We start from the raw sequence: 26580 nt of genomic DNA on the forward strand, positions 1-26580 counted from the left end.
AGTTTAATAGTTTTATCTTGTATTTTGGCCGATTCCTTGAGTGATTCGGTCAAGAATAATCGCTAGTACAACAATTCCTAAACCACCGACAAGGCCGAGGCCAATATTAACACGTGAAATAGATGTTAATACTGTTGCTCCTAGTCCAGGAGCGCCGATCATTGAGGCGATTACCGCCATTGATAGGGATAACATAATGGTTTGGTTAACACCTGCCATTATGCTTGGTACTGCAAGTGGTAATTGAACTTTAAATAAAAGCTGTTTCGACGTGGAGCCGAATGCTTTGGATGCTTCGATCACTTCTTTTGGTACGTGTCGAATACCTAGGTTTGTCATACGGACAGCAGGAGGAGCTGCGAAGATAAATGTCGCAATCACTGCTGACACGCCACCTAAACCAAATAGTAAGACGGCTGGAATTAAATAAACGAAACTTGGTAGTGTCTGCATGAAATCCAATGTTGGTCTTACAATTGCTTGAATCTTATTATTCATGGCACTAAAGATGCCGACTGGAATACCGATCACTAATGAAACAAAGGTTGATACAATTACGATCGATAGGGTATTCATCGATTCTTCCCAAATATCGACGGATCCAAGGTAAAGCATGCCAATCAAAGTGAAGAAGGCGAGACCTTTACCTCCTAGTCTCCACGCGATTAAAACCAGGATTAATGTAAATAATTCAGCTGGAATGAACAATAGTGTATTAGTAACGAAATCAACGAAACTATTTAAAACAACACTAATCGATTCAAATGCACTACTGAATGTTGGTAAAAACCATTCATTAACAAATGTATTTGTCCATTGTTCTAACGGAAAGTAGAAATAGTTCATGCTTCAGTCACCTCCTCGTCATGTTCTTTACCTAGAACAAGCCCTGAAAGAATAGAGACGCGTGAAATAATGCCTAGTAGTTTGTTGTCTTCATCGAGGACAACAATCGGGTACTTCGTTTCTACAGCAATCCCGATTAAATCATTCAAAGGTGTATCAGGTGTTGTCTTATGAATATCTTGTTTTAATACATCTTCCATAGGTATGTCTTCTTTGTGTGAGCGGATCGCATCATCAATCGTTAATAAACCTTGAAAACGTTCATCACGGTCGACTACGAAAATACTTGATGCTCCGAACTCTTCCATTTTACGGACAGCAGTGCGTGGTCCGTTTTTATATGTTGTTAATACTTCAGGTCTTCTCATGACTTGTGATGCATCTAATACTTTGGAACGGTCAACATCTTTTACGAAGTTGCTTACGTAATCGTTTGCAGGGTTTTCTAAAATTTCTTCCGATGAACCAATTTGTACAATTTGGCCATCTTTCATAATAGCAATTCGATCACCTAACTTAAGGGCTTCGTCCAAATCATGTGTAATAAATAACACGGTTTTGCCGAGTCGTTTTTGTAAACGAAGTAGTTCATCTTGCATGTCTTTACGAATAAGTGGGTCAAGTGCGCTGAACGCTTCGTCCATTAATAATATGTCCGTATCATTAGCTAAGGCGCGGGCGAGCCCGACACGCTGTTGCATCCCACCACTTAATTCGCTTGGGTAACTGTTTTCGTACCCATTTAGACCAACGTCTACGATCGATTGTTTAGCTTTTTCAATTTGTTCTTCTTTCTCTACACCTTGAATTTCTAAACCGTAAGCAACGTTTCCAATTACAGTACGGTGAGGGAATAGGCCAAAGTTTTGGAAAACCATGCCTAGTTTCTGACGTCGAGCTTCAATCAAGTCTTCTTTATTCATGTTGGTAATTTCTTCATCATCGATATACACTTGACCAGATGTTGGTTCAATCAGACGGTTAACAAGTCTGATGAGTGTTGATTTACCACTACCAGAAAGACCCATGATAACGAATATTTCGCCTTCTTCTACATTGAAGGAAGCTTGGTTTACACCAACAGTATTGCCTGTATCAGCTAAAATTTCGTCTTTTGAATAACCTTGATTTAAGCGTTCTAATCCTTGTTTTGGGTTTTGACCAAAAACTTTTGTAATTTGACTTACAGAAATTTTACTCATAAACATTCTCCTTTATCGAAAGGGAAGAGGAGGGATTATTGTTGACGTTTAATCCCAATCGTTCTTCCGGCTTGTTTCGGTTTGTCTAAATGTTCATGTTCACGCCAAATGGATTGGATATTGGCTTGGACTGGTTCGATAAACGGTGCTGGTTTGCCGGTTGTTTGATCGATTCCCATCAGCATTTGTTCACTTGTTGCAATCAGTTCGTTTTGTTCATTAATCATGGAAAATAACACATGTAATCGTTTAGCGTCATAATCCATTAATTGCACTTCTACGCTTAATGGTTCATTTTCGTGTGCTTCTTTTAAGTAGCAAAGATGGGTTTCGAGTGTGAAAATGGTATAAGCTTCCTGTTCAATAACTTCTTTGTTTAGTCCGATATGGTCCATAAATGCATCCACAGCATGACTGAACATTCGAGCATATTCGGCATCATTCATATGACCGTTGTAATCGACCCATTCTGAATGAACATGATCTTGGTACTTGAATGGTTGCATGATTTCACCTCGCTTAAGGCCAATAATCTTCTACTAAATCAATGAGTTTAACGAGAAATTCATTGCGTTGTCGTTCTAATTCAGCTACGGAACGATCACCAGCGTGCGTTTCACAACCTGCAATGACTCGTTCTTGAAGTTCTTCGGTCAATTCAGGTGCTTCTAATTTAGTCCAAGGTAGTTTTAGGGCAGGACCAAACTGTTCAAGCATATGGCGCATGCCTTCTTGACCACCCGCTAAATGGAAGGTCATGAATGGGCCCATTTGCGCCCAGCGAAGCCCTGCACCGTATGTGATCGCTTTGTCTACTTCCTCAGTTGTAGCAATGCCGTCATTAACTAAATGTAATGCTTCTCGCCATAAAGCTTCCATTAGACGATCAGCTACAAATCCTTCAATTTCTTTTTTTATAATCATTGGTTTCATGCTAGCTGACTCATAGAATGTATAAGCTTGTTGCTCGAATTCTTTTGCTGTTTCTTCACCGCCAACAATTTCAACAAGTGGTAATAGGTAAACAGGGTTAAATGGATGAGCAACAACAAATCGTTCAGGGTATTTCATCTTTTCTTGTAGTTCAGTTGGTTTTATACCTGAAGTGCTTGAACCGATTATGGCAGTTGATTTTGCGAATTGGTCTATTTCTGCCAAAACATGTTGCTTTAGTTCTGTTCGTTCAGGTACATTTTCTTGAATTAAATCCGCATCAAGTACAGCTTCTTCTAAGGAAGAAACAAATGTTAAGCGATCTCGACTGGCATCTTCATGGAGGCCGAGTTGTTCAACGGATTCCCAAGCATTATTTATTGATTGTCGAGCGCGATTTTCCGCACCATCTGCAGGATCAAATGCCACGACATCGAATCCATTAGCGAGAAATCGAGTAATCCAGCCATTACCGATGACACCAGTTCCGATGATTGCGACTTTTCTAGATGTTTGTTCGTTCGACATATGACTTGCCTCCCTATGGTTGTCTTAGGTTGTATTTTTCACGTGCTTCTTGTGGTGTCATGATTTCAATATTGTTTGTTTGAAGTTGTTGGACAGCTTGATCGACGAGTTGTTCATTAGTTGCTAAAACACCTTTTTTCAAGAAGATATTGTCTTCTAATCCAACACGAACATTTCCACCTAGTAGAGCAGCTTGAGTCACCATTGGTAACTGCATTCGTCCAATGCCAAATGCTGACCAATCAGCGTTTTTTGGAATACGACTTTTCATATAGCTGATTGTTTCAACATCTGATGCAGCACCCCAAGGAATGCCTAAACAGAATTGATACATTGGATCACCGTCAATTAGTCCTTCTTGAACGAGTTGATTTGCAAAACGGATATGCCCAGTATCAAAACATTCTAATTCAGGTTTGACGCCACTATCTTTAACAAGCTGGGCTTGTTCTCTTAGCCAATCAGTTGGACTCATATAAATCATGTTGCCGAAGTTTGTACTTCCACAATCAAGCGTGCACATTTCAGGTAATAATTCACCAACTGGTTCATGGCGTTCCTTTGGTGTTTGGATATCAGTGCCATCACCACCAGCAGCTGGTGTATCTAAATTTGGAATAAAATCCCCGCCACCGCCAGAAGTGATATTAATCAAAACATCAGTCTCTGATTCGCGAATGCGATCGACAATTTCACGATAATGATCAATATTATGGCTTATGCCGCCAGTTTCAGGATCACGAGCGTGAACGTGTGCAACTGTTGCACCAGCTTTTGCTGATTCAATCGCAGATTCTGCTATTTCTTTAGGTGTTACAGGGACGTTCGGATTTTTCCCAGTTGTATCGCCAGCACCTGTGACAGCGGAAGTTAACATTACTTTTTGTGCCAATTGAATCCTCCTCTTATATATTGTTCTGTACGTACGACTTATTTACTTTACCGCCCGGACGGTATGAAACTCTGTTTTGTACTTTACCATCTGGACGGTTTTTAATCAACAGCTAATGTTGAATTTTTGAGAATATTGTCGATAGTGAAGTCGAGTGAAGTGTTGATCTGCAAGGGGTTTGGAAGGGGGGAGGAAAATATAAAAAAACCACTGCTAATTAGCAGTGGTCGGTTAAATTGAACGTGAATTATGAATGGTGTTCGGATGAAATATACATGTCTTGGATCCACTTATGAAGTCTTTTATAAACTTCTTTCTTCTGTTCTGGGTCGATTTGATAAGTTTCGAATAGTTCTGATAACCAAATGCCATCAGTGGCTAAACGAATAATTGTAGCATCAATTGGGTCTAATCCGTCATTCTCAATGTTGGTTTGCCATTCTTCATAGGCATCATGAAGAGGTTCTAATAATTCGGGTTTTACAGCTTTTGCTGCTAGTAGACCAGAATGCATTTCTTTATTCGGATAGCCTTGATTAAAAGTGACATTTAAGAAAGCGCGAGTCCATTTGCCTTTATCGAGCGGATCATCTTCGACGTTTTGGGCTATTTTGGTGCGGTAGTTATTAGCTAAGTGATCCACCATCCCTTGAACTAAGGCTTCTTTTGAAGGGTAGTGATAAAGAAGGCCGCCTTTACTAATGCCTGCTTCTTTTGCTACGGATTCAAGTGTTAAGTTAAAAATCCCTTTGTCATCAACAATCCGCGATGCCGCGTTCAAAATTTCAATCTTTCTAGAGTTTTTCCCCATAGCATCATCCCTTTTTGGTAAATAGCTTTATCCCTTTCAATACTATACTATCTGGACGGTTTGGTTTCAATTATTTAGGATAAATTTTTAATATTTCATTTGGAAATTATAAGAATTTATAGTTTTCCACCCCTATATTAACTAAATCTCTGATAAAGTTTAGTATTAAATTTGAAAGGTTTAACACTGGGCTATAGCAAATGTATCTTTAAAAGTTATTTGAAACTATTTAGGGTCTTGAGATGCATTCAACTTCAATAAATCAATTATTGAGAATTGTTCATGGTGTAAGTTTTCTTTGGCCGGGCCTTCAATCACTTCACCTTTACATGTGAAACGTGAACCATGACAAGGGCAATCCCAAGTATTTTCGGCACTATTCCAATTCACTTCGCATCCTGCATGCGTGCAAGTAGTATCGACTATATAAAGTTGATCAGAATCGGCTTTATAAACCCCTTTACGTTGGCCGTGCAATAACATGGTCGTTGCCTGACCAGGATTTAATGACTCTAAATCCCCTTTAGGATGACTTAATTTATCTTTGAGCAAGTGTTTCGTTACATCTGTGTTTTCTTTAATGAACGATGTTAACCCTTTAGTCACACTGGATCTGGAAGGTGAAAAGATATTTTGTTTAGGGTCTGGTTTGTTTAATACATCATCAGTCATCATCTTAGCAGCTGCTGTACCATTAGTCATGCCCCATTTCCGGTAACCAGTCGCTAATAATATATGAGGTTGTTCTTTTGAAACTGGACCGATATAAGGAATTTTATCCACGGTAACAAGGTCTTGAGTCGACCATTGATAATCAATGGGTTGTTTGGAAAAAATGGCTTTAGCATCCCGTTTTAACGCCTCATAATGCGTTGACATATCTTCTCCTTGTCCTACCTTATGACCCTCACCACCAAACAAGATGTATGACTGGTCATTGATTGTGGTTTCTCTAATTGAACGTTTAGGTGAATCGATATTTAAATACATACCACCTGGGTAAGGATCTGCTGTTGGAAAAGCGATCACGTATGATTTCTCAGCATGAAGCCGAGTTGAAAACAATTTATTTTCGGTATAAAAAGGGAAGTGCGTACAAATGAGAATTCGATCGGCTGTTAATTGCGTATTGTCCTCCATAATCACAGATTTTTCTTCGATCGTCCGACCTGCTGTATGCTCGTATAATTTAGTACTCCCTTGATCCAACCGTTGTATTAAATAACTTAAGTAAGCAGTCGGATTGAATTGCCACTGATCTTTCATTATTAAAGCCTTCTCAATTTCTAAATTAAATGGAATACTATCCGCTAATTGACTATTGATGTTAAGTCGGTCATAAGCCTCGAATTCCTTTTCAATTTTGGCGACTCCTTCTGTTGATTCAGTGTAGAGATAGGCATCGTGTTGTTGTAAGTCACAATTAATTTGTTCATCTTGAATAAGTGACTGAATAAGCTGCATGGCTTCGAGGTTAGCTTCGTAATAATGTCTTGATGTTTGGTAATTGTAGCTGTTGATCAATTGATCATATATTAAACCATGCTGTGCGGTGATTTTGGCTGTGGTATGTAGTGTTGTCCCGTTTAAAAGACGTCCTTGATCTACGAGGGTGACTTGCTTACCTGCTTTTTGGAGTAAATAAGCGGCCGTAATACCCGTGATGCCTCCGCCAACAATAGCGACTTCTGTTGATTCATCTTGAGAGAGGGGAGGGTATTGTTTTAAGCTACGAGTTTGATTCCATATGGGTTCATGATTCTGTGCGTTCATAAAGTCAATCCTTTCACGAGTGTAATTCTATATACTCATTAAGGTTGTCGAAAATGTGTCAATATATACTTGTTTGTGAAATTTATCGAAAGATGTCAAAAACTTTTAAACTACTTATACACTCCAAATGGTAGCGAATACATAGATTTTATTTTACAATAGGTAGTAATAACTATTAGAATGTAGTCTGGTTTGTTATGGCTAGCTATTGTTTAGTTTGTTGGAGGATTTATATGCTAGATAAACAGCTCTTAAATCAAGTGGTTCAAAGTGGCTTCGACAATTTAATATTCTTGATGCGTGTGGAGGGTCATAACCTATTCTATTACGAAATGGTTAATGATCTAGCTAAAGAGAAAACAGGCATTACTGACAAAGATATAGGTAAAGAATTGCAAGAAGTTCTATCTGAAGAGCATTATTATAAAATGTACCCTGAGTATGTAAAAGCAGTGGAAATGAATGAAAAAGTAGTATATGAGGATTACTTCCATTCGACTAGTTACAATGAATTAATTAGCGAAACAACATTAATGCCATTAGTGAATGAAGATGGTCAGTGTACTCACATTCTTGCTTCTGTGCGTGATATTACGGATTATCGTCATGCTGAGTTAGCGAAGGAACAGTCCAAACGTCATATTCAATTAAGTGAACAACGCTATAAATCATTGTTCGCTGATAATAGTGATGCGATTGTTTCAATAGATCTACAAGGTACGATGTTAGAAATGAATCAAGCCTTTGAACAATTGACGGGTTATCATAGAGGGGAATTATTAGGGAAGCCATCAACTATTATTACGGACGAAGAACAACGTAAATATGGATTTGCGGCGTTCGAAAGAGTGTTAGAGAAACAGGCTCAATCTTTTGAGTTAAACACGAATTTTAATGGTTATCAACTAGATTTAGATATTAAAATGACACCAATTATTGTGGAAGAAGAAGTTGTTGGAGTTTATGTGATCCTAAAAGATATCACAGAACAAAGACATGCCGAGCGGACTCTAATGAAGAATCAAGAACGTTTCCAATTAATTGCTGAAAGTTCTCATGATTTAATTACGCTTGTAGACGATTATGGCATTATTCAATATGCATCCCCATCGTACAGAACCATTTTAGGTTATTCTGAAGATCAATTTATTGGAGAATCTCTTTTGCATAAATTGCATGAAGAAGACGGTAGTCGTATTCTAAACGCCTTTGATCATGCTAAACGAACGGCTCAACCAATTGCGATGGATTTCCGTCAGCAACATATAAACGGAGAATGGTTGTGGTTCGAGTTACAGGCTAAGCCGATATTTGATGAATATGGTCATTTTTATCAAATGGTCGTAGTCACCCGAAATATTTCCGAACGTAAAGCCTATGAAGACGAATTGAAATCATTTGCTTATCATGATCCGTTGACTAATTTGCCTAACCGTCGTAAATTTAAACAGAAAATACTTGATTACTTAAATGAAGACCGTCGCGGGGAACAATTTGCTGTTCTCATGTTTGATATTGACGATTTTAAACCTATCAATGATACACATGGACACGATTTTGGTGATGAAGTGATTAAGGAGTTTGGCAGGCGGATTGAGTCCAATTTACGAGATGGTGATTTAGTAGCCCGAATGGGTGGAGACGAATTTATAGCATTACTTACAGGGCTTCACTCAGAAGATGATGTCATACAGGTTGTTAGACGGATTCAAGTTACACTGGAAGAGGATTGGTATATAGATCATAAGATTATCAATTTAACAACAAGTATAGGGATTGTTTTTCCAAATCATGATCAAATTACTGATGAAGATTTAATCAAAATGGCTGATAACGCGTTATATGGAGCGAAAGCACTTGGGAAAGATACGTATCAATTAATGACGGTAGACTAATTAGAGACGGTTTAAACCGTCTTTTCTTTTTTAATGCTATAATGGCAACAAGAAAGGGGAAATGGAGAATGCTTTGGATTACGTTGTTATTGTTAGCTGTGTTATTCGTCATTGCCTTAGTCATGACGCTTCAAGTGGCGAAACAGCAAAATCGTGAAATAGAGAGTCGTGAACAACGAGGCATGACAGCTGAAGATGAGATTCAACAATCCCAACAATATGAGACAGAATCTCTAAGGAAGAACATCCCCAATTTAATTAAAATTTATATTGGTTTATTCGTGATTGTACTTGGCTTCATCGTTACTATTTTAATTATTTTGTAAATTGTAACATTTGTCATATATAATTAATTTTTGTGTAACCACAATGTTGATCAACACGTGTTATATTACTAATAAAGCTCGTAAATATCTCCCTATAAAAATAAGCAAGCGATACGGATCCGTGTCGCTTGCTTATTTTTTCGTTTTACGTTTACTTTTTTGAGGGCCACTTATTTTTTGATTAAGTAACTTCATTAAGTCGGCATGCTCTCGTTTGGATACGAGGATGTATAAAAAGTCGCCTGCTTTAATCTCGGTATCACCATATGGTGTGACGAGATCATCGCCTCTTACAATAGCTGCAATTGAAGCCTTTTGGGGAAAATCAATCTCATGTAATTTATAACCGACGATCGCATTATCACGGTTCGTTTGGAATTGCACCATTTCAGCGTTTGCCTTAGCAATTGAAACAAGTTCGATTGAATGGTGTGGTGTGTCTTTTTTAGGTCCCATCAAGCCAAGTTTTTCTGCTACGTAAGATATGGTAGACCCTTGTACTAACGCCGATGTTAAGACAACGAAGAATATGATATTAAAAAATTCATCTGCTCCATTAATTCCAGCCACAATCGGAAATGTCGCTAAAACAATCGGTACAGCCCCGCGTAAACCTGCCCATGATAGGAATAGCCTTTCACGGAATTTGTAATTGAGCCAGATAGTTGAGATGAACACAGCAATAGGTCTTGCGATAAAAATAAGTACGAATGAAATGGCTAGACCTGCGAAAATATTACTTGGGTGAAAGACTTGTTCTGGAAAAGATAAAAGTCCTAAGATGATAAACATCATGATTTGAGCGGTCCAAGCAATTCCTTCATTAAATTGAAAAATAGAATAGCGATAAGTAAGCTCAGAGTTACCAATCACAAGTGCTGCGACGTAAACAGCAAGAAAACCACTTGAATCAATGACTGAAGCAGTACTATAGGTTATTAATGCAAATGCAATCGCTAAGACGGGATAAAGGCCTCCTGATTCTAAATTGATTCGATTAATAGCTAATGAACCTAATTTACCAAACACAAGACCTAAAGCGAGCCCTATTCCCATTTGCCAAAAGAAAGAGGGGATCATTAACCATAGGCTGGTGCTTTCATTGGTAATTAATTCAATGAACATGAGGGTTAAGAAAATCGCCATTGGGTCGTTTGTACCTGACTCTGCCTCGAGTGTCGCACCCATTTTAGCTTTAATATTTCGTTCTTTTAATGTCGCAAATACGGCAGCAGCATCTGTTGAGCCTACGATTGCCCCGAATAGAAAGGCCTCAAGCCAAGAAACGTCGAGTACAAAGTAAACAGATACCCCTGTTAGCATCGCTGTCGCAAGTACACCTAATGTGGCAAGGGAAATGGATGAAAATGCTACTGAGCGGACTGTAGCCCACTTCGTTTGTAGACCACCTTCAAATAAAATAATAATAAGTGCAAGAATACCGATGAGTTGTGCCATTTCTACATCATCGAAATAAATAATACCCAAACCATCACTACCAATAATCATTCCAACAGCAATAAAGAGAACGAGTGACGGGAGGCCTAAACGGCTAGAGAATTTAGCAGCAATAATACCACTAAGAAGCAATAATGCAACGAGGAAAATAACGCTGTCATTACCGAAAGATTGTAAGAACATCGCCTACCCCCTTTGATTACTAATATAATTTTATCACAAATGTGACATTTTATCGTGAGATGTGCTGTGGATATGAGGAAGCTCTTATATTGTAAACATCTGTACGAGTATTCATGTGTATTTAAGCAATTTTGAACCTATGATAAGAGAGAATGAGGTGAGTTTATATTTAGGCTTTGTTAAAGCCCGTTGTTGAAATTGTGATCCGCTCTCGGTGGACGCTTTCCGCGGGCACGGCTCGAGCCTCCTCGGCAACTGAAGGAACTTCGGCTAAGTGCCGGACGTCAATCACAAACGCCGAAGTGACCCACATCTTGTGGGCCTCTGGGGGTCTCGAGACACGTGCTATTCCCGCAGGAGTCGCCACCTTCGCTTCTCACAATTCAACAACTCAGTGTTACATCAGTTGAAAATGAACACTAAACTTTAACAGAGCCTATATTTAAAAAAAAGAGTCATTTGAAATGTTAAAGCTATTGATTAGATAAATAAATCCCCACAAAAATCATTTTGTAGGGATTGTAAAGCGTTTATCTATTTGCTTTTTGTAATTTGTGAATCATTTGTAGTGATTTACCAGTTCCAACTGCAACACATTCAAGTGGATTTTCAGCAATGTGAACGGGAACATCAACTTCGCTTGATAACCACTCAGACATGCCATTTAACAAAGCGCCACCGCCAGTTACAGTAATACCTTGGTCGACAATATCACCGCTTAATTCAGGTGGGCAATTCTCAAGTGTTGCTTTAATGGCTTGTAAAATGTTTTCGAGTGGTTCACGAATAGCTGATTGAATTTCATGTGAATCCAATGTCACAGTCTTAGGCAGTCCTGCGACTAGATCACGTCCACGGACCTCAATAATAACAGGTTCGTGTTCAACGAGAGCATATCCAATTTCTGTTTTAATGTTTTCAGCCGTTCGTTCACCAATAAGCACATTATATTGTTTACGAACATATTGAATAATCGCTGAGTCAATATGGTCACCGCCCACGCGAATGGACTGTGCAGAAACGACACCACCGAAAGAAATAATGGCGACCTCACTTGTGCCCCCACCAATATCAACAACAACACTTGAGATTGGTTCGTCTACTGGTAGACCTGCTCCAATAGCTGCTGCGAGTGGTTCTTCAATGATATGGACTTGTTTTGCCCCGTATTCTTTAATCGCATTTTCAATTGCACGACGCTCAACGGAAGTTGATCCGGTTGGTGCACAAACAATGACATTCGGTTTACGCATCGACATACCTAGTTTTTTACTAACTTTTTTCAACATTTCACTTAACATTTGTGATGTGACTTCATAATCCGCAATCACACCATCTTTTAAAGGGCGAATTGATGTAATATTGGCAGGTGTTTTACCAATCATATCTTTCGCTTCATGTCCCACTGCTAAAACGTTACCAGTTTGTGAATCAACGGCAACAACAGATGGTTCATTAAAGACGACGCCTTTGCTTTTACTATATATTAACAGGTTTGCAGTTCCTAAGTCGATTCCTATTTCTGCGTTTGCAAACATGATGATGCCTCCATCTCTATTTTTAATCTATCTATACATTTCGTAAGTGTATCATGATTTATGAACCTGTGCGTTTAAGAAATTTTGACAAAAAAATTACAGAGGCTCTGACCTCTGTAACATTTTACTTTTGCTTGCTTTGTAACACGTTTGCAAGTGTAGATGCGTCATATTTCTCTATTTTACGACCTTCATAATTACTAATGCCTAATTTCTTAAGCTCAGATACGTACCAACCTTTTGTGCCTACGTACATGATCAAGCCCTCCTTCTTCACGTTAAAAGTATGCAGAGATAATTCTACCATCAAATCTTTACAGACAAAAGAGTTAACCGTAGAATTTATTAGGTATTGTGTCGATTGATTCGTTATAATGAAAACAAATCAAACACCAAAATAAACTATAACACGAATTCACGTCGATGAAAATAATAAAGTTTAGAAAGGTTAATGTTATGTCACATCGTTCACTTAAAGACGTGCAAACCCGTCTTGAAACGCTTCAAACTTACGAATTAGATGAAGGGGAATTTGAAGCGAAGCAGGAAGAAGCCAAGACTTATAATCAGCCCCAAGATCAACTTGTTGCTGGTTACCATAAATTACTTGCTGAAGTATCAAAGCAGATGGACCAAATGGACAATCATATGGGAATGTCACCGACTTGTTTTATGGGTTGTGCGTTTTGCTGCTATTTTCCGATAATCGTCACGCGACTAGAAGCGGATTTACTAAAAACAGCAATCGATCAAATGGAACCGGAGCGTCGAGATCATATTAAAGCGCATTTGAAGCAGTATTTCGACACGTATCAAGATAAGTTAGCACATGTCGAATCACTTGATTTCGACGATGAACAGTTTAAATTTGATTACCGTAAACAATGGTTACCTTGTCCTCTATTAGATACTGAAACGAATATATGTCTCGCCTATGAATCACGACCACTTCCTTGTCGTACGTATGTGAATTATATGGATCCGAAAATTTGCGAACACAATCTTGTGCCAGAAGAAACGGTAAGCTTCGAATTTCTTTACCAAGATTATATGGGCAATTTAAATGAACTAGCTCAGGACATTGCGACAGAGTGCGACGGCGTCATTGATTATCCAGATGATATTTTTGAATATAATCTTCTACCAGTATTTTTAAGAGAATGGGTTGAAGAATTTTCTTAATTAAAGGTTGCTCAACGTTTCAACTAGTTTCAGTCGATTGTCATCAACAGGCTTAACTTGCGTGTCTGTTAGCCATAATGCTGACATTCCTAATTGAAGAGCTGGGGCGATTTCGTTCATAAAATTATCGCCAATCGAAATAGCGTTCTCTGGTGCAACTTGATAGCGATGTAATACATCTTCAAAAATTGCTTTACTATAAACGGGTTTTTTCGCACTTGGAATTAATTCTGTAAAATACTCTTCAAGTTCAAGAAACTCCAATAATCGTTGAGCGTCAACTTCATCACTGTTCGTACAAACAATCAGGGTATAATCATTCACAATGGAAGCTAGATAATCTTTTAATCCTGGTGTTTGTTGTAGGAATCCATCAAGTTCGGACATTTGTTTCTTAGTCTTGTTATAAGAATCTTGGATTGTGTCAGGAGATAGCCCAAAATGGCGTGCGATGGCGTAAGGTGGCCACCAGCCGTCACCAATTGGTACCCAATTGAAGAAGTCGAACTCTTTAGCTGGAATATATTCTGGCGCGTCGCTTACGGTAACGAGATTGTCATTCCAGTCTTTCGCCTCGGTTAATTCGGCGGTAAATGGGTCCCATGTCCAAATCAAGTCACGTTTTCCGTCATAGACTTTCCCGATTTGTAAAGGGTGATGTCCATTTAACACTTGTTCATAAATGGTTTCGAATTGTTGTTGTTCTGTTGTGTTTAAGTAAGCTTTAAGATTATTGGTATGTAGTCGAAAATGTTCTCGCCCTTCATAAAGTGTGCCATCAAGGTCGAAAATCATTAAATTATGTTGTTCGATAAATGCACGGTTCATAGGGTCACCTCATTCAATGATTTAGTATCATTCTATCATAGTATTCTAACATCAACTTAAGTCGATCTATAATTTTTCATGGATGGAGTGACGAAAAGGTTTAAGGTATACGATAAAAGGTTATTATATTAGAATATAAGACAATAAGATATTGTAGGTGATGAAGATTTGATTAAGGTATTATTTATTTGTTTAGGTAATATTTGTCGGTCGCCAATGGCTGAAGCCGTTTTTGCGAATTTAGTAAGTCAAAAGGGGTTAGATGAACATTTCGTCGTTGATTCAGCTGGTACTAGTGATTATCATATTGGTGAACCACCACATAAGGAGACGTTAGAGCAGCTCAAGCTACATGGTATCAATGCCAATGGCTTAACGGGAAGACAACTGAATGAAGATGATTATGTTCATTTTGACTACATGATTGTGATGGACGAAAGCAACTTAAATAATGTCAAATTAAGACATAATGGATCAAGCAAGCCAACCATCAAGAAATTACTAGATTACTTACCAGAAGAAGGTATTCAGGATGTCCCTGATCCTTATTTTGAAGGTGGGTTCGATTATACGTATGATTTAGTTTCAAGGTCCTGCAAGCATTTATTAGATGATATACTAGCAGAAAAAGATCTTTAAAATTCTAGGAGGTTATTTAGATGCGATTATGGCAAAAAGGGATTGTAATTGGAGCACTAACAGGATTTTTATTAAGTTTAATTCAAAAAGATGAACGTCAGCACGTCTTAGATCGTTCGAAGCAAGCAACAGGTAAAATGAAACAAGTTTACCAGCATCCTTCTGACTCCGTTAGACAATTACGTATGAAGTTGAATAATATTATGGTCAATATGGATAAATTCGTTCAACAATTAGATCAAGTTGAACAAAAGATTGACGAGCGAATTGAAGACAAAAACGAACAGTAGGTGACGTGGGTGGTTTTTGAGAAGACGTTTTGGAAAGAGTTGTTTCGACATTTTCAAGATGATGAGATTCCAACGTTAGCAGCAAGCCTAGCTTATTTCTTTCTACTGTCTTTATTACCGTTTTTAATTTTCTTATTAACGTTACTAGGTTTTTTGCCCATTAATGAACAGCAAGTGTTCGATTTAGTCGATTCATATCTTCCAGGAGATACGATGTCACTAGTGAATAGCAATATTAATCAATTAATGGAAGACCAAAACGGCGGCTTATTATCGCTCGGTATCATTGGTACGATTTGGTCTGCTTCAATTGGAGTTAATGGCTTAATGCGCGCGTTCAATCGAGCATATGAAATAGAAGAGGAGCGTTCTTTTTTCGTAGCGCGAGGATTATCAATCGTATTAACGATTTTACTCGTTTTAGCTATTGCGGTTGCTTTAGCATTGCCGATTTTTGGCCGGTTAATTGGGGAATATATTTTTTCTTTCTTAGGTGCTTCGGAGGCATTTTTAGCCACATGGGAAGCTTTTCGCTGGGTTGTATCGGCACTCATGATGATTTTCGTCTTAACGTTGTTATATATGCTAGCACCTAATGTAAGGGTTAAAATCAGACATGCACTGCCTGGTGCTATAGTTGCTATGTTAGGTTGGCAATTAGTTTCGTTAGGATTTTCTTATTATGTGACTAATTTTGCTGCTTACTCGGCTACTTATGGGAGTTTAGCTGGTGTGATTATTTTAATGATCTGGCTATTTTTATCAGGCATGATGATCTTAATTGGTGGCGAAGTTAATGCGATTTTAAATATTCATAAACGGCGGTTTTTATTTCGTTAATCACAAGAATCCCTCGGTTTATTTATCTGAAACCGAGGGATTTGTTTTATGTTGATGATTTTTTAGCGAAAAAAGTGTGAGCGATCATGAAGATGAATATTAGGCTGACAAACAAGACAATCACATAGAAAAAGCTGAATTGCGGGAAGTAGTCGATAAAACTACCACCCAATAAAGGCCCAGCAATACTGCCAAAACTGAACATGACACCACATAAGATATTCCCAGCTGGTAACAATGTGTTAGGCAGTAAATCGGTCATATAAGAAACCCCTAATGAATAAAGCGAGCCGACTAACATACCAGCAATGGCGAAACTTATGATCAACCCAACCACGGACTGCTCAAAAAAGGTAGCTCCAATAAAGGTGATGCTCCCCCCAATAAGTACGCTCTTTAATACAATAGGTCGACCGATACGATCGCTCAACATACCAAGCGGAATTTGTGAAACGATGCTCCCTGCAGCGAAAAATGGAATGATATAGGAAATGGTTGAAACGTCATGACCAAGTCGCATCGCGTAAACTGGAAAATTACTATGCAAGGTCGTTTCTAAAAAGCCATATGTAAACGGAGCTAACAAAGCGATCCAGGCATATTTCATAGCATCCTGAAAACGTTTGGTCGTATTAGTAGTTGTCACTTGTACATCACCATCAGATTCAGGTAACTCATTCTTCACCCAGAACATGAATGACCAGACGATGACACATAAAAGAGAACTTGCGATAAACGGAAGCGCTGGATTAATTTCAACTAAAGGCGTCATGAGTGGTCCGATTGTAAACCCTAAACCGAATGATAATCCGTATATGGCAATTGACCGACCTCGTTTAAATTCTGGAGTAGTCGTTGTAATCCATGTTTGTGTTCCGAAGTGTAAAATATTATCTCCTACACCAACGAGCAATCGCAAAATAAACCAGAACCAAATCGATTCCCAAATCGTGAAGAAAAAGATCGATGAAAAGACGAGCGCCCCACCTGCTAAAATCATCGGTTTATAGCCATACTTGCGAAGTGGTGGTTCTAGAAATGGTGAAATAATTAAGATACCAATATATAATGCAGTTGCGTGTAAACCATTAAGCGTTGATGAGACACCTTCACTTTCAAGTAAAACAGAAATAAGCGGGAGTAACATCCCTTGCGAAAAGCCGGAAATACCAACTAACCCAACAAGGACAGCAAAACGTTGACGTGTTGACATGAGAGAACCTCCCCCCCCAAAACAAGATGGTGTTATTGTATCGTAACATCGTGTTAAAATAAAAGTCGGACAAACAAGTAAAAGGAGTGTGCTAAGATGAAATTTAATGTAACAGATGAACATATTACGACTGATTTACCGTATGAACAAATGACGATTTCTGGCGATGAAGATGAAGGTTTTCGACCATTCCAACTCATGGTATCATCATTAGCGGGTTGTAGTGCGCTTGTTTATAAACGTATTTTAGGCAAACAGAAGGTCGATTATGATGAAATGACGATTGAGGCGGATGTAGAACGTAGTGAAGATGCCGTGAATAAAATCGAAAAAGTTCACTTACACTTTAAAGTAGTCGGAAGTGATTTAAACGAAGACAAACTACAAAAAAGTCTAGAAACAGCTTCTAAGAACTGCTCAATGGTTCAATCTGTCGTTCCAACGATTGAAGTCAATGAGACAGTTGAAGCGATTGAGAAGGAGTCGTAACATGACAGACGAGAATCATCTAGAATCAGTGAAAGCAAGGTTACAGCACTTGCTTGATCAAATTGAAACAGCAGATCCTGAACAACTGACTGTTGAGGACGTCGATCGCTATTTAAGCTTGTTGAATGAAATGGAAGACAAACTAAAGCAATAAAATAATCAACTCCCGCATAAATTTTTTATGAGAGGGGGTTGATTTTTTAATTAGCATATTTTATTGTGATAAAGTGTTAATGAAATAAAAGAAAGGGAGAACGAAACGATGGCTATTGCAGTTATAATATCTGTTATATTAATGAGTGTTTTAAGTTTATTAAAAGTCAATGTGTTATTGGCAATTATCATTTCTGCCATGTCAGCTGGTTTGATAGCTGGATTACCATTCACAGAAATTGTATCGATCTTTACATCGAATATGGGCGGTAGTGCTAATACAGCTCTAAGTTATGTGTTACTTGGTGGATTTGCGATTGCAATCTCGTTAACTGGAATTACGAAAGGACTTGTTCAAGGGTTGCGGAGCGTGATGTCTGGGCAACGTGTTGCTTTAATGGTTCTAATCGCTTTAATTGCATCCTTATCACAAAACGTGGTGCCAGTGCACATCGCCTTTATTCCAATTCTAATTCCGCCATTGCTTGCGTTATTTGATCGAATGCAAATTGACCGACGTGGTGTTGCAACGGCATTAACGTTTGGTTTGAAAGCGCCGTATATTACACTGCCATTCGGATTTGGACTTATTTTCCAGGGTATTGTTCGTGATAATATGGCCGAAAACGGAATTGATATCACTCTAGGTAGTGTTACTCAAGCCATGATTGTGCCTGGTTCAGGTATGCTTCTTGGTTTAATTATTGCACTCGCTATTACGTACCGGAAAAAGCGTGATTACAGTCAAATTGAGCCAAAAGGGCAACCTAGTGACATAGAAGATGATGATACACCGTTTAAATTTGAGTTAAAGCATGCGATGACGATTATCGCAATTTTAGCTGCTTTGGGTGTGCAATTTGTTACAGAAGAAATGGTATTAGGTGCTTTAACTGGCTTAGTCTTAATGTTCTTACTTGTTGCTGTACCATATCGTCAAATTGAGAACGTCATGAGTCGTGGTATAAGTATGATGGGGATGATTGCCTTTATTATGCTTGCGGCATCAGGCTTTGCTGGTGTATTAGAGGAAACAGGTTCAGTTGAAGCATTAGTTGATGCGTCATCTGGCATGTTAGAAGGTAACCCTTGGATTATTGCAACAGTTTTATTACTCGTCGGGCTTTTCATTACGATGGGGATTGGAACGTCATTCGGTACGATCCCAATTTTAGCTGTTTTATATGTACCGATTGCGACAGCTGCTGGCTTCTCTCCGCTTGCGATTGCGGTCTTAATAGGTACCGCTGGTGCATTAGGTGACGCAGGTAGCCCAGCATCAGACAGTACACTTGGTCCAACAGCAGGACTGAATATGGATGGTAAACATGATCACATTTGGGATACATGTGTACCAACCTTCTTACACTTCAATATTCCGATTTTCATCTTCGGCCTAATTGGTGCTGTGATGCTATAAATCATGTGACCTCCCCTTTTTGGTAAAGGGGAGGTTTTAAATTGTTAAACAATCCCCTCACTTTGTCTCATAATTGAGCATCTTTGTTTAACATTATAGCCCAATTATTAAACAATATTAGCGGATTGTTTAACAATTGAGGTTTTGGTTGAAGTGCGGTGAAACCTTCCAATTATAATTTTCGTTAAATCATGGCAAAATAATAATAGCATGCAACAATTGGGAGGAAATTTCATGAAAAAAATAACACTGATCATAATTAGTTTGATCTTATGGTCACCACTTATTCAAGCAGAAGAAATATCAAATGAATCGTATGGTTATGGTTATAAAAAACAATATAACGAAGAGCCACCTGATTTAGGTTTTTATGGTCCTTTGATTGAAAAGTACAATGGATTTTACATGGGCGATGATTCTGATAAAACCATATATTTAACATTCGATAGTGGCTATGAGTTAGGTTATATGGAACAGATGCTGGATGTATTAGAAGACAAACAAGTTCCTGCTACGTTTTTCCTATCAGGTCATTATATTGATGACCAGCCTGAATTAGTCGAACGAATGGTGAACGACGGACATATAATCGGGAATCACTCAGATGACCACCTCGACTATACGAAAGCGAGCGAAGAGGAAATACGACAAGATTTAAAACGGTTAGATGATAAAATTAAAGAAACGACTGATCAACAACATGTCACGTATTTCCGACCAGCTAAAGGTGTTTTTAGTGAAAGAACCTTAAAGTTAACCGATGAACTTGGTTATACGAATATCTTTTGGTCGGTCTCGTTAGTTGATTGGGAAGAAAGTCAGCAAAGTAGTTGGCAACAAGCCCTAGATGATGTACTGAAACAGGTTCATCCAGGTGCTATTATGCTGATGCATACGGTCACAGAAGATAATGCTGAAGCACTCAGTCATTTGATTGATGAATTACGGGAACGAGGTTACCAATTTGAATCACTTAATGATCTCGTCTGGCAAAAATACGTACCTTTTGGATAGTCTTAATTTTTTGCGAAAAGGGTAAGTAAAGTTGTAAACTGTATGTATTGAAGCAACCACACAATAAAGGGAGAGGTCATGATGTGGAAAGAGTACTACCATGCAGCGGGGTTATATGATTTTGATTATTCACTGCAACGTTTAAATATGGATCCTCTTATTAACGTAAATTTACGCGAACGATGGGTAGATGTACCCGTCAGACTGGAAAATGGGGATCAGTGTGTTGTTCGTGTTAAAGGAGAAGGGACAACAGAAAAACCGGTCTTTTCTGTTATGTCTGATTATGATGAAGAACAAGATGTCATCTTTGAACATATCCGTAATTTATTTCAGTGGGACCGTGATTTACAAGATGTAGTCGATTTCTTTGAAGATACACGATTAGCGAGATTGTTTTTCGTTCATCCTGGGACACCAATTGTCCGTGATTTTGCTTTGTATGATTCGCTTATGAAAGTAATTATCCATCAACAACTGAATATGAAATTTGCTTATACACTTTCAACGCGATTCGTACAGAAATTTGGTGAAAAGATGGATGGCGCTTGGTTTTATCCGACACCTGAAAAAGTTGCGCAACTGGATTATCAAGACTTAACGGATCTTCAATTCAGTCAACGAAAAGCTGAATACGTGATTGATACGTCACGCGCGATTGTGAATGGTGAATTGGACTTACCAGGAATGGCGAAGATGACCAACCAAGAGGTGATGAAATCGCTTGGAAAAGTACGTGGCATTGGCCCGTGGACTGTCCAAAACTGGTTACTATTCGCACTCGGACGCGAAGATCTCTTCCCAGCTGCTGATATTGGCATTCAGAATGCACTTAAACACGCTTGGAAACGAGAGGAAAAACCGAAGAAAGCAGAAATTGAAGCGGCTGCTGAAGAATGGTCACCATACCGTAGTTATGCAGCGTTGACGCTTTGGCGGAGTATTGAAGGTTAACCTAAGTAAAAGCCAGGTAACAAACGTTACCTGGCTTAAATTATTTAATAGTCAACTTCATCTAATGAAACAGAAGTATCAGACCCATTGCTATCTTCGCCAGAATTTGGTGGTTCTATGCCATCGCATTCTGGAATCAAGTTTGGTTGGGCTCCATAATTAACATTATTACTGTCTGGGTTTGTAGAGATGTCGCCATTTGCGTTTTCAATAACTAAATCACCACCTGCCATATTTATGCTACCGTCAACTGTGTTTAAATAATTGACTGCACTTTGTGTTCTGTTGTGTTTAATCGTTAAATCATTATTTGCTGTAACTGTTGAACCGTCTAATAGAATTCCGTTTTTTAGTAATGTATCATCACCAAAAATGACGGGTCCTTTTTCGTTAAAGAATAAATCATCAGACACGGTATAATGATTCACTTTATATCCACCTTTATAATTAGTTCTATCTTTTAAGCGGACATTTCCACAAGCTAGAAATTCACTATTTGGGTTATTGCCACTTGTTAATGCACCTTCAAAATGTGCATTCCTTTTAATGAAAACTTGAGACAGTCCAGTCATATCCAAAGAATCAAATTTGGCTTGTCCTTCAACAGTGAGCGTATCATTATTTCCGAATGAAAGATTGTTATTAACATAAAGGTCATTAAAGGTTGGACTACATTTGATTGATCCACCATCATTGAGAATGACAGATTGACCATTTTCAATGCAATTTTTCTTTTTGAGATCTACTGATTCATTGATGACCTGGTCTGGGTTTTCAGGCTTATTAGGTACGGTATTACTTTCTTCATCCCATCCTTCGAGGCTGTCTGGTCCTTCACTTCCCATTGAAACACTGAATCTCAATGTTAATGATTGACTAACATCTCCGTCGTAACCACCTACTGTCATCATCAAGACTTCTTGCCCGCCTGTATTTTCTACGGTAAAACCTTCATCAATCATGTATTCTACATCTGGTCGATCTTCGTCGATGGTCACTTGACTAATTTGATCTGTTAAATGATTTTCTAAATTATTTAAAGTGCTTCGATCTGTTGAGAATTCATTTTCTTCAATGTATTGTGCTATTTCTTTTTCTATAAACGTTGCGCCCATTTCAGCAACATGTGTTGCTCGGTAATTCGTTTCGATAATTTCATTTTGGTTTGCGGTCGATAAAACGCTGTTCATCATGACAGTAGCAAAAAACATCATAAAGACAATTGTTAGGAGAACGACGACTAAGATCGCGCCACGTTCTTGATTAATATAACGAGTCATGAATCGTCACCTCCCGCTTGGATTCGAGAAATAGATGAATTTACTTCTAACGGATTAAACCGATCATTTCCTTGTTGTCGTACGACCACGGTAATATCGAAACTCGTTTCTTCAGTAGGGTCAATTGTTTTTGAATCATTTAATGGAATCGAGTCAATAGTAATCTCATATTGAAAGGGTTCACCATTAAACGAAACCGAGGACACCTCATCATTGGTGGGGTTAAGTGAGATTTGAGAGTTATTTGTTTGGTTAATTGTATAAGTTGAACCTGATTGATGCACAGTTGTAATTTGAAATAATAAGCGATTAACATCTGTCTGAGCTTTTGATCTTAGTTCGGACTGTTCATAGTTGTTTAGTGACTGTGATAATATAGAGAAAACAAGACTTCCGACAATAAACGTCAAAACAATGACTGCTAAGACTTCAATGAGTGTAAAACCACGTCGATTATTCATTGTTTGTCACCTCAACATAGGTATAGGTATGTGCAACACGACGGTCATCCTCATTTAGTAGATTAATCGTTACTTTTAAAAGATTATTAGTCTCAGTTTCTTCTTTAATTTCGATTGTTGCGAAAAAGTCGTTATTTGCTACAATTTGTCCGTTATTTTCGACTGATGTTAAATCTAGACTATCAAAAGACTCATAATATCCTGTATCATTAGAGGAAAAGGTTAACTGCTTAACATCTTCTCGTACAATATTAATCAAATTAGATGCTTGAACTTCTTCTTCAGTAACATTTTGCATAGAAGACGTCTGGGTGAACATTGAGAAAAAACCAATAAGAATTAGTGATAATATAACAAGCGCACCAAGTACTTCAACAAGAGAAACCCCGTCACGTTGTTTTAAGATAGTTTTAAGCATTTAGACACATTCCTCGATTTTTGTCATTAGGACTTATATAATATGAATGATAAACGATTGAAGACTACTATGACAATAATTTTGATAAATCATGAATGTTAGTTAATAGAAAGGACGTTATCTGTGCCACGTAAACAAAGGTTACGTATAGGTGAATTGTTAAAACAAGAAGGCTTTATCAATGATCAACAACTGAGCCAAGCACTTGAAGAAAAATCGCCTGATCAAAAATTAGGAGATAAGTTGATTCAGGAAAGTTACATAACAGAGTTGCAATTGATCGAAGTCTTGCAACAGCAACTGGATATCTCACATGAACGTTTGAATAACTATCCATTTGACCGATCTATTTTAAATCTAGTGCCTAAGCAGTTTGCGATTGATAACAGTGTGATTCCTCTTAAACGTGATGGTAATCAGTTGTATGTCGCCACGGCTGACCCACTTGATTATTTCGTGATTAATAACTTAAGACTGCAAACAGGTTTTAAGATTGAGCCAGTAATTGCGATTAAAGATGAAATTCGTCAAAGCATCATGAAAATGTATGAACGTGAAGATTTTACAGATGAATTTGCCGAGCAAGCACCTAAAGAACAACGTCAAGATTTGTCATTAGAAGAGGAATCTTCGCCGGTTGTTAAGTTAATGAATCAACTGATTCAACAAGCCGTTGTTGAAGGAGCAAGTGATATTCACGTTGATCCACAAGAAGAACAAGTCGTTGTACGATTACGAGTTGATGGTGCTTTAAGACATGAACAATTTTTGGCTAAAAGTGTCCAGTCCTCACTAACGACACGTATTAAAATTATGGCTAATCTAGATATTACACAACAAAAAATTCCTCAGGATGGACGAATTAAACGGTTAGTCGAAGGGCGCGATGTTGATTTACGTGTCAGTACCTTACCAACGATATTCGGCGAAAAAGTAGTCATCCGTGTCCTTGATACGATGTCGGTTTCGAATCGAATGGATCAAATCGGCTTCGAACCGGATAATTTAAACAAGTTCCGCACGATGATTGAAAAGCCATATGGCATTGTCCTTTTAACAGGTCCTACCGGCTCTGGTAAGACGTCGACTATGTACGCAGCACTCACGCACTTAAACGAAGAAGAATCGAACCTAATTACATTGGAGGATCCTGTAGAGTATGAGTTAGAAGGTGTTAACCAAATTCAGGTCAATTCCAATGTTGGTTTAACATTTGCTTCTGGCTTACGGTCCATTTTACGTCAAGATCCCGACATTATCATGGTCGGTGAAATTCGTGATGGCGAAACAGCGAATATGGCTGTACGAGCGTCGATTACAGGCCACCTTGTTCTGAGTACCCTTCATACAAACGATTCAACTGGTGCGATTAATCGTCTCGTCAATATGGATGTGGAAATGTTTCTAGTTGGAACTTCGGTAAATGGGATTGTAGCACAACGACTCGTTCGAATGATTTGTCAGGACTGTGAAACCACACGACCAACCAGCCAGTTAGAGCGAGATGTGTTTAATCGTTATGGTATTGATTTAGATGAGGTGAAAAAAGGTAGTGGCTGTGCTACGTGTAATAATACAGGCTACCGCGGCCGGACAGCCATTCATGAAGTGTTGTTAATTGATGAGGTTATACGGGAAGCAATTTTAGATGGCAAAACCAAAATTGAAATCGAACGAATTGCGAAACAGCAAGGGTTCACACGATTGTTCGAGGATGGATTACGGAAGGTTGAACGCGGTGAAACAACATTAGAAGAGGTTTATCGTGTTGCCTCAGAGTAATAGAGTGATGGGGGAATCATAATGGCTTCTTTTAAATATGAAGCCGTTGATTATAACGGTGAGCATCGAAAAGGTAAGCTTGATGCGTATAATGCAGAGTTGGCTAAAGCCCGTTTACGCGATGAAGGGTTGCGCATAGAAATAATTGAAGAAATCCCAAGCACGATTTGGAATAAGGACATTTATTTTGGAAGTCCAGTGAAAAATCGAGATTTTGTTGTGTTTCTACAACAATTCGCTGCCTTGTTAAAAGCAGGCTTAACGATTGTAAAATCTTTAAGTATTTTACGTGAGCAAACAAAGCAGAAATATTTAAAAGAAGCATTATATTATATCGAAATTGATATGCGCCAAGGGAACTCCTTAACAGCTGCGTTGAAAAAGCATCCGCATATTTTCTCCAATATCTTTATCAATATGGTCCATAGTGGTGAAAGCAGTGGATCATTACAAGCAACATTAGAAAAACTAGCAAGCTATTATCAAAAACAATATAAAACCAAGCAAAAGATTCAATCGACTTTTGCTTATCCAGCAACTGTATTTGTCGTAGCTATTGTGGTTGTTATATTCCTAATGATCTATGTCGTTCCGGAGTTTGTCACCATGTTTGAACAGTTTGATGCTGAACTTCCATTGATCACGCAATTTGTTTTAGGAACTAGTGACTTTATGACTAGTTATTGGCACATACTTATGTTATTATCGATTTTAGTCATATTAATGTTTATATTGCTGTTTAAACGGGAACATAGTCGATATAAAATCGATTATTACTTATTGAAATTTCCAGTTTTTGGGACTTTAGTAACAAAGTCTAATATGGCACAAATGTCTCGAACACTGAGCTCATTATTGTATAATGAAGTGCCAATTATCCAAGCCCTTGAATTAACACAACAGACTATTCGAAATCGTGTTATACGAGAAACACTAGACGAAGCACAAAACACACTAAAAAAAGGGCAATCGATTGTGACCCCAATGCGAGACCATTGGGCGTTTCCATACTTAGTGACACAAATGATTGAAGTCGGAGAGCAAACGAATGCTTTACCTGACATGCTTGAACAAGTCGCAGACTTCTATGAAGAAGATGTGGACACTGCGACAGAACAATTTAAGTCATTACTAGAGCCTGTCTTAATCGTATCTTTATCGTTAATCGTTGGAGTCGTTGTACTAGCTATTGTGATTCCAATGTTTGATTTATTTAACCAAATTAATTAGGG

Annotated in this window: 28 protein-coding genes; 13 read left to right on the forward strand and 15 right to left on the reverse strand. The window is 38.2% G+C overall.

The features are described from left to right. Positions 1-12 precede the first annotated feature (12 nt). The 7 genes from ACKXGF_RS03520 to ACKXGF_RS03550 form a co-directional block, all read right to left on the reverse strand. Complete coding sequence (locus tag ACKXGF_RS03520) at positions 13-846, reverse strand: ABC transporter permease (RefSeq protein ID WP_411954888.1); 834 nt, start codon at positions 844-846, stop codon at positions 13-15. Beyond that, positions 843-2048 carry a quaternary amine ABC transporter ATP-binding protein gene (locus ACKXGF_RS03525; protein WP_411954889.1) on the reverse strand — a complete coding sequence of 402 codons (1206 nt, stop codon included), beginning with the start codon at positions 2046-2048 and terminating at the stop codon, positions 843-845. The genes ACKXGF_RS03520 and ACKXGF_RS03525 overlap by 4 nt, the downstream gene beginning before the upstream one ends. A 35-nt stretch (positions 2049-2083) precedes the next feature. Beyond that, positions 2084-2554, reverse strand: coding sequence for a thioesterase family protein (locus tag ACKXGF_RS03530; protein ID WP_411954890.1), 471 nt, complete (start codon positions 2552-2554; stop codon positions 2084-2086). 13 nt (positions 2555-2567) lie between these two features. Beyond that, a complete protein-coding gene (locus tag ACKXGF_RS03535; RefSeq protein WP_167261677.1) occupies positions 2568-3509 on the reverse strand; it encodes an L-carnitine dehydrogenase in 942 nt (313 codons plus the stop codon). Positions 3510-3522: 13 nt separating this feature from the next. Then, a complete protein-coding gene (locus ACKXGF_RS03540; protein WP_411954892.1) occupies positions 3523-4401 on the reverse strand; it encodes a 3-keto-5-aminohexanoate cleavage protein in 879 nt (292 codons plus the stop codon). Positions 4402-4648: 247 nt separating this feature from the next. Then, on the reverse strand, positions 4649-5212 hold the full coding sequence (locus ACKXGF_RS03545) for a TetR/AcrR family transcriptional regulator (RefSeq protein WP_167261673.1): 564 nt from the start codon (positions 5210-5212) through the stop codon (positions 4649-4651). A 225-nt stretch (positions 5213-5437) separates the two neighbouring features. Beyond that, complete coding sequence (locus ACKXGF_RS03550) at positions 5438-6985, reverse strand: FAD-dependent oxidoreductase (RefSeq protein ID WP_411954893.1); 1548 nt, start codon at positions 6983-6985, stop codon at positions 5438-5440. Positions 6986-7218: 233 nt separating this feature from the next. Here ACKXGF_RS03550 and ACKXGF_RS03555 point away from each other — a divergent pair, with 233 nt between their 5' ends. Beyond that, entirely contained in the window at positions 7219-8880 is a 1662-nt protein-coding gene (locus ACKXGF_RS03555) for a PAS domain S-box protein (RefSeq protein ID WP_411954895.1), read from the forward strand. A gap of 68 nt (positions 8881-8948) precedes the next feature. Next, positions 8949-9206, forward strand: a complete 258-nt coding sequence (locus ACKXGF_RS03560; protein WP_167261668.1) for a hypothetical protein — start codon at positions 8949-8951, stop codon at positions 9204-9206. A gap of 132 nt (positions 9207-9338) precedes the next feature. Here ACKXGF_RS03560 and ACKXGF_RS03565 read toward each other — a convergent pair whose 3' ends face one another. From ACKXGF_RS03565 to ACKXGF_RS03575, 3 genes are all read right to left on the reverse strand, one after another. Then, entirely contained in the window at positions 9339-10847 is a 1509-nt protein-coding gene (locus ACKXGF_RS03565; RefSeq protein WP_411954896.1) for a potassium/proton antiporter, read from the reverse strand. 530 nt (positions 10848-11377) lie between these two features. Then, complete coding sequence (gene mreBH / locus ACKXGF_RS03570) at positions 11378-12385, reverse strand: rod-share determining protein MreBH (protein ID WP_411954897.1); 1008 nt, start codon at positions 12383-12385, stop codon at positions 11378-11380. A gap of 124 nt (positions 12386-12509) precedes the next feature. Next, positions 12510-12641 (reverse strand): DUF2639 domain-containing protein, encoded by a 132-nt coding sequence (locus tag ACKXGF_RS03575; protein ID WP_306976545.1) that lies wholly within the window; start codon positions 12639-12641, stop codon positions 12510-12512. A 200-nt stretch (positions 12642-12841) separates the two neighbouring features. Between ACKXGF_RS03575 and ACKXGF_RS03580 the strand changes: the two genes are divergently transcribed. Next, positions 12842-13567, forward strand: coding sequence for a YkgJ family cysteine cluster protein (locus ACKXGF_RS03580; RefSeq protein ID WP_411954898.1), 726 nt, complete (start codon positions 12842-12844; stop codon positions 13565-13567). Here the strand turns inward: ACKXGF_RS03580 and ACKXGF_RS03585 are convergent, their stop codons facing one another. Continuing rightward, entirely contained in the window at positions 13568-14395 is an 828-nt protein-coding gene (locus ACKXGF_RS03585; protein ID WP_411954899.1) for an HAD family hydrolase, read from the reverse strand. It lies immediately after the preceding gene. 168 nt (positions 14396-14563) lie between these two features. Here ACKXGF_RS03585 and ACKXGF_RS03590 point away from each other — a divergent pair, with 168 nt between their 5' ends. Genes ACKXGF_RS03590 through ACKXGF_RS03600 form a run of 3 tightly spaced genes read left to right on the forward strand, consistent with a single transcriptional unit; the run spans position 14564 to position 16164 of the window. Beyond that, a complete protein-coding gene (locus tag ACKXGF_RS03590; RefSeq protein WP_411954900.1) occupies positions 14564-15034 on the forward strand; it encodes a low molecular weight protein-tyrosine-phosphatase in 471 nt (156 codons plus the stop codon). 20 nt (positions 15035-15054) lie between these two features. Then, a complete protein-coding gene (locus tag ACKXGF_RS03595; RefSeq protein ID WP_167261654.1) occupies positions 15055-15324 on the forward strand; it encodes a hypothetical protein in 270 nt (89 codons plus the stop codon). A gap of 9 nt (positions 15325-15333) precedes the next feature. Beyond that, positions 15334-16164 (forward strand): YhjD/YihY/BrkB family envelope integrity protein, encoded by an 831-nt coding sequence (locus ACKXGF_RS03600; protein ID WP_167261652.1) that lies wholly within the window; start codon positions 15334-15336, stop codon positions 16162-16164. 46 nt (positions 16165-16210) lie between these two features. Here ACKXGF_RS03600 and ACKXGF_RS03605 read toward each other — a convergent pair whose 3' ends face one another. Beyond that, positions 16211-17377 carry an MFS transporter gene (locus ACKXGF_RS03605; RefSeq protein ID WP_167261650.1) on the reverse strand — a complete coding sequence of 389 codons (1167 nt, stop codon included), beginning with the start codon at positions 17375-17377 and terminating at the stop codon, positions 16211-16213. Between the two features lie 96 nt (positions 17378-17473). Here ACKXGF_RS03605 and ACKXGF_RS03610 point away from each other — a divergent pair, with 96 nt between their 5' ends. From ACKXGF_RS03610 to ACKXGF_RS03630, 5 genes are all read left to right on the forward strand, one after another. After that, on the forward strand, positions 17474-17866 hold the full coding sequence (locus tag ACKXGF_RS03610) for an OsmC family protein (protein ID WP_411954901.1): 393 nt from the start codon (positions 17474-17476) through the stop codon (positions 17864-17866). Between the two features lies 1 nt (position 17867). Then, the gene (locus ACKXGF_RS03615) at positions 17868-18020 is read left to right on the forward strand and encodes an SE1561 family protein (RefSeq protein ID WP_167261646.1); all 153 of its coding nucleotides are present in this window, start codon (positions 17868-17870) and stop codon (positions 18018-18020) included. Positions 18021-18128: 108 nt separating this feature from the next. Next, entirely contained in the window at positions 18129-19439 is a 1311-nt protein-coding gene (locus ACKXGF_RS03620; RefSeq protein WP_411954902.1) for a Na+/H+ antiporter family protein, read from the forward strand. A gap of 234 nt (positions 19440-19673) precedes the next feature. Further along, positions 19674-20453, forward strand: coding sequence for a polysaccharide deacetylase family protein (locus ACKXGF_RS03625; RefSeq protein WP_411954903.1), 780 nt, complete (start codon positions 19674-19676; stop codon positions 20451-20453). Positions 20454-20534: 81 nt separating this feature from the next. Further along, the gene (locus tag ACKXGF_RS03630; protein ID WP_167261634.1) at positions 20535-21407 is read left to right on the forward strand and encodes a DNA-3-methyladenine glycosylase family protein; all 873 of its coding nucleotides are present in this window, start codon (positions 20535-20537) and stop codon (positions 21405-21407) included. A 44-nt stretch (positions 21408-21451) separates the two neighbouring features. On the opposite strand, the gene ACKXGF_RS03635 is transcribed toward ACKXGF_RS03630, so the two are convergent. Genes ACKXGF_RS03635 through ACKXGF_RS03645 form a run of 3 tightly spaced genes read right to left on the reverse strand, consistent with a single transcriptional unit; the run spans position 21452 to position 23566 of the window. After that, positions 21452-22687 carry a hypothetical protein gene (locus ACKXGF_RS03635; RefSeq protein ID WP_411954904.1) on the reverse strand — a complete coding sequence of 412 codons (1236 nt, stop codon included), beginning with the start codon at positions 22685-22687 and terminating at the stop codon, positions 21452-21454. Beyond that, entirely contained in the window at positions 22684-23148 is a 465-nt protein-coding gene (locus tag ACKXGF_RS03640; protein WP_411954905.1) for a type II secretion system protein J, read from the reverse strand. Before ACKXGF_RS03640 ends, ACKXGF_RS03635 begins: the two co-directional genes overlap by 4 nt. Next, on the reverse strand, positions 23141-23566 hold the full coding sequence (locus ACKXGF_RS03645; protein WP_411954906.1) for a hypothetical protein: 426 nt from the start codon (positions 23564-23566) through the stop codon (positions 23141-23143). Before ACKXGF_RS03645 ends, ACKXGF_RS03640 begins: the two co-directional genes overlap by 8 nt. Before the next feature lie 123 nt (positions 23567-23689). Here ACKXGF_RS03645 and ACKXGF_RS03650 point away from each other — a divergent pair, with 123 nt between their 5' ends. After that, a complete protein-coding gene (locus ACKXGF_RS03650; RefSeq protein WP_411954907.1) occupies positions 23690-25348 on the forward strand; it encodes a GspE/PulE family protein in 1659 nt (552 codons plus the stop codon). A 21-nt stretch (positions 25349-25369) separates the two neighbouring features. Beyond that, on the forward strand, positions 25370-26578 hold the full coding sequence (locus tag ACKXGF_RS03655; RefSeq protein ID WP_411954908.1) for a type II secretion system F family protein: 1209 nt from the start codon (positions 25370-25372) through the stop codon (positions 26576-26578). Positions 26579-26580: the final 2 nt, after the last annotated feature.

It is taken from the genome of Alkalibacillus sp. S2W (genome assembly GCF_046764385.1).
In the GTDB taxonomy this organism is placed as follows: domain Bacteria; phylum Bacillota; class Bacilli; order Bacillales; family Alkalibacillaceae; genus Alkalibacillus; species Alkalibacillus almallahensis.

Bases quoted from the DNA above. Each gene is read 5' to 3' on its own strand.
- ACKXGF_RS03520 (WP_411954888.1), bottom strand. From the start codon at position 846: ATGAACTATTTCTACTTTCCGTTAGAACAATGGACAAATACATTTGTT.
- ACKXGF_RS03525 (WP_411954889.1), bottom strand. From the start codon at position 2,048: ATGAGTAAAATTTCTGTAAGTCAAATTACAAAAGTTTTTGGTCAAAAC.
- ACKXGF_RS03530 (WP_411954890.1), bottom strand. From the start codon at position 2,554: ATGCAACCATTCAAGTACCAAGATCATGTTCATTCAGAATGGGTCGAT.
- ACKXGF_RS03535 (WP_167261677.1), bottom strand. From the start codon at position 3,509: ATGTCGAACGAACAAACATCTAGAAAAGTCGCAATCATCGGAACTGGT.
- ACKXGF_RS03545 (WP_167261673.1), bottom strand. From the start codon at position 5,212: ATGGGGAAAAACTCTAGAAAGATTGAAATTTTGAACGCGGCATCGCGG.
- ACKXGF_RS03550 (WP_411954893.1), bottom strand. From the start codon at position 6,985: ATGAACGCACAGAATCATGAACCCATATGGAATCAAACTCGTAGCTTA.
- ACKXGF_RS03555 (WP_411954895.1), top strand. From the start codon at position 7,219: ATGCTAGATAAACAGCTCTTAAATCAAGTGGTTCAAAGTGGCTTCGAC.
- ACKXGF_RS03560 (WP_167261668.1), top strand. From the start codon at position 8,949: ATGCTTTGGATTACGTTGTTATTGTTAGCTGTGTTATTCGTCATTGCC.
- ACKXGF_RS03565 (WP_411954896.1), bottom strand. From the start codon at position 10,847: ATGTTCTTACAATCTTTCGGTAATGACAGCGTTATTTTCCTCGTTGCA.
- mreBH (WP_411954897.1), bottom strand. From the start codon at position 12,385: ATGTTTGCAAACGCAGAAATAGGAATCGACTTAGGAACTGCAAACCTG.
- ACKXGF_RS03575 (WP_306976545.1), bottom strand. From the start codon at position 12,641: ATGTACGTAGGCACAAAAGGTTGGTACGTATCTGAGCTTAAGAAATTA.
- ACKXGF_RS03580 (WP_411954898.1), top strand. From the start codon at position 12,842: ATGTCACATCGTTCACTTAAAGACGTGCAAACCCGTCTTGAAACGCTT.
- ACKXGF_RS03585 (WP_411954899.1), bottom strand. From the start codon at position 14,395: ATGAACCGTGCATTTATCGAACAACATAATTTAATGATTTTCGACCTT.
- ACKXGF_RS03595 (WP_167261654.1), top strand. From the start codon at position 15,055: ATGCGATTATGGCAAAAAGGGATTGTAATTGGAGCACTAACAGGATTT.
- ACKXGF_RS03605 (WP_167261650.1), bottom strand. From the start codon at position 17,377: ATGTCAACACGTCAACGTTTTGCTGTCCTTGTTGGGTTAGTTGGTATT.
- ACKXGF_RS03610 (WP_411954901.1), top strand. From the start codon at position 17,474: ATGAAATTTAATGTAACAGATGAACATATTACGACTGATTTACCGTAT.
- ACKXGF_RS03615 (WP_167261646.1), top strand. From the start codon at position 17,868: ATGACAGACGAGAATCATCTAGAATCAGTGAAAGCAAGGTTACAGCAC.
- ACKXGF_RS03620 (WP_411954902.1), top strand. From the start codon at position 18,129: ATGGCTATTGCAGTTATAATATCTGTTATATTAATGAGTGTTTTAAGT.
- ACKXGF_RS03625 (WP_411954903.1), top strand. From the start codon at position 19,674: ATGAAAAAAATAACACTGATCATAATTAGTTTGATCTTATGGTCACCA.
- ACKXGF_RS03630 (WP_167261634.1), top strand. From the start codon at position 20,535: ATGTGGAAAGAGTACTACCATGCAGCGGGGTTATATGATTTTGATTAT.
- ACKXGF_RS03635 (WP_411954904.1), bottom strand. From the start codon at position 22,687: ATGACTCGTTATATTAATCAAGAACGTGGCGCGATCTTAGTCGTCGTT.
- ACKXGF_RS03640 (WP_411954905.1), bottom strand. From the start codon at position 23,148: ATGAATAATCGACGTGGTTTTACACTCATTGAAGTCTTAGCAGTCATT.
- ACKXGF_RS03645 (WP_411954906.1), bottom strand. From the start codon at position 23,566: ATGCTTAAAACTATCTTAAAACAACGTGACGGGGTTTCTCTTGTTGAA.
- ACKXGF_RS03655 (WP_411954908.1), top strand. From the start codon at position 25,370: ATGGCTTCTTTTAAATATGAAGCCGTTGATTATAACGGTGAGCATCGA.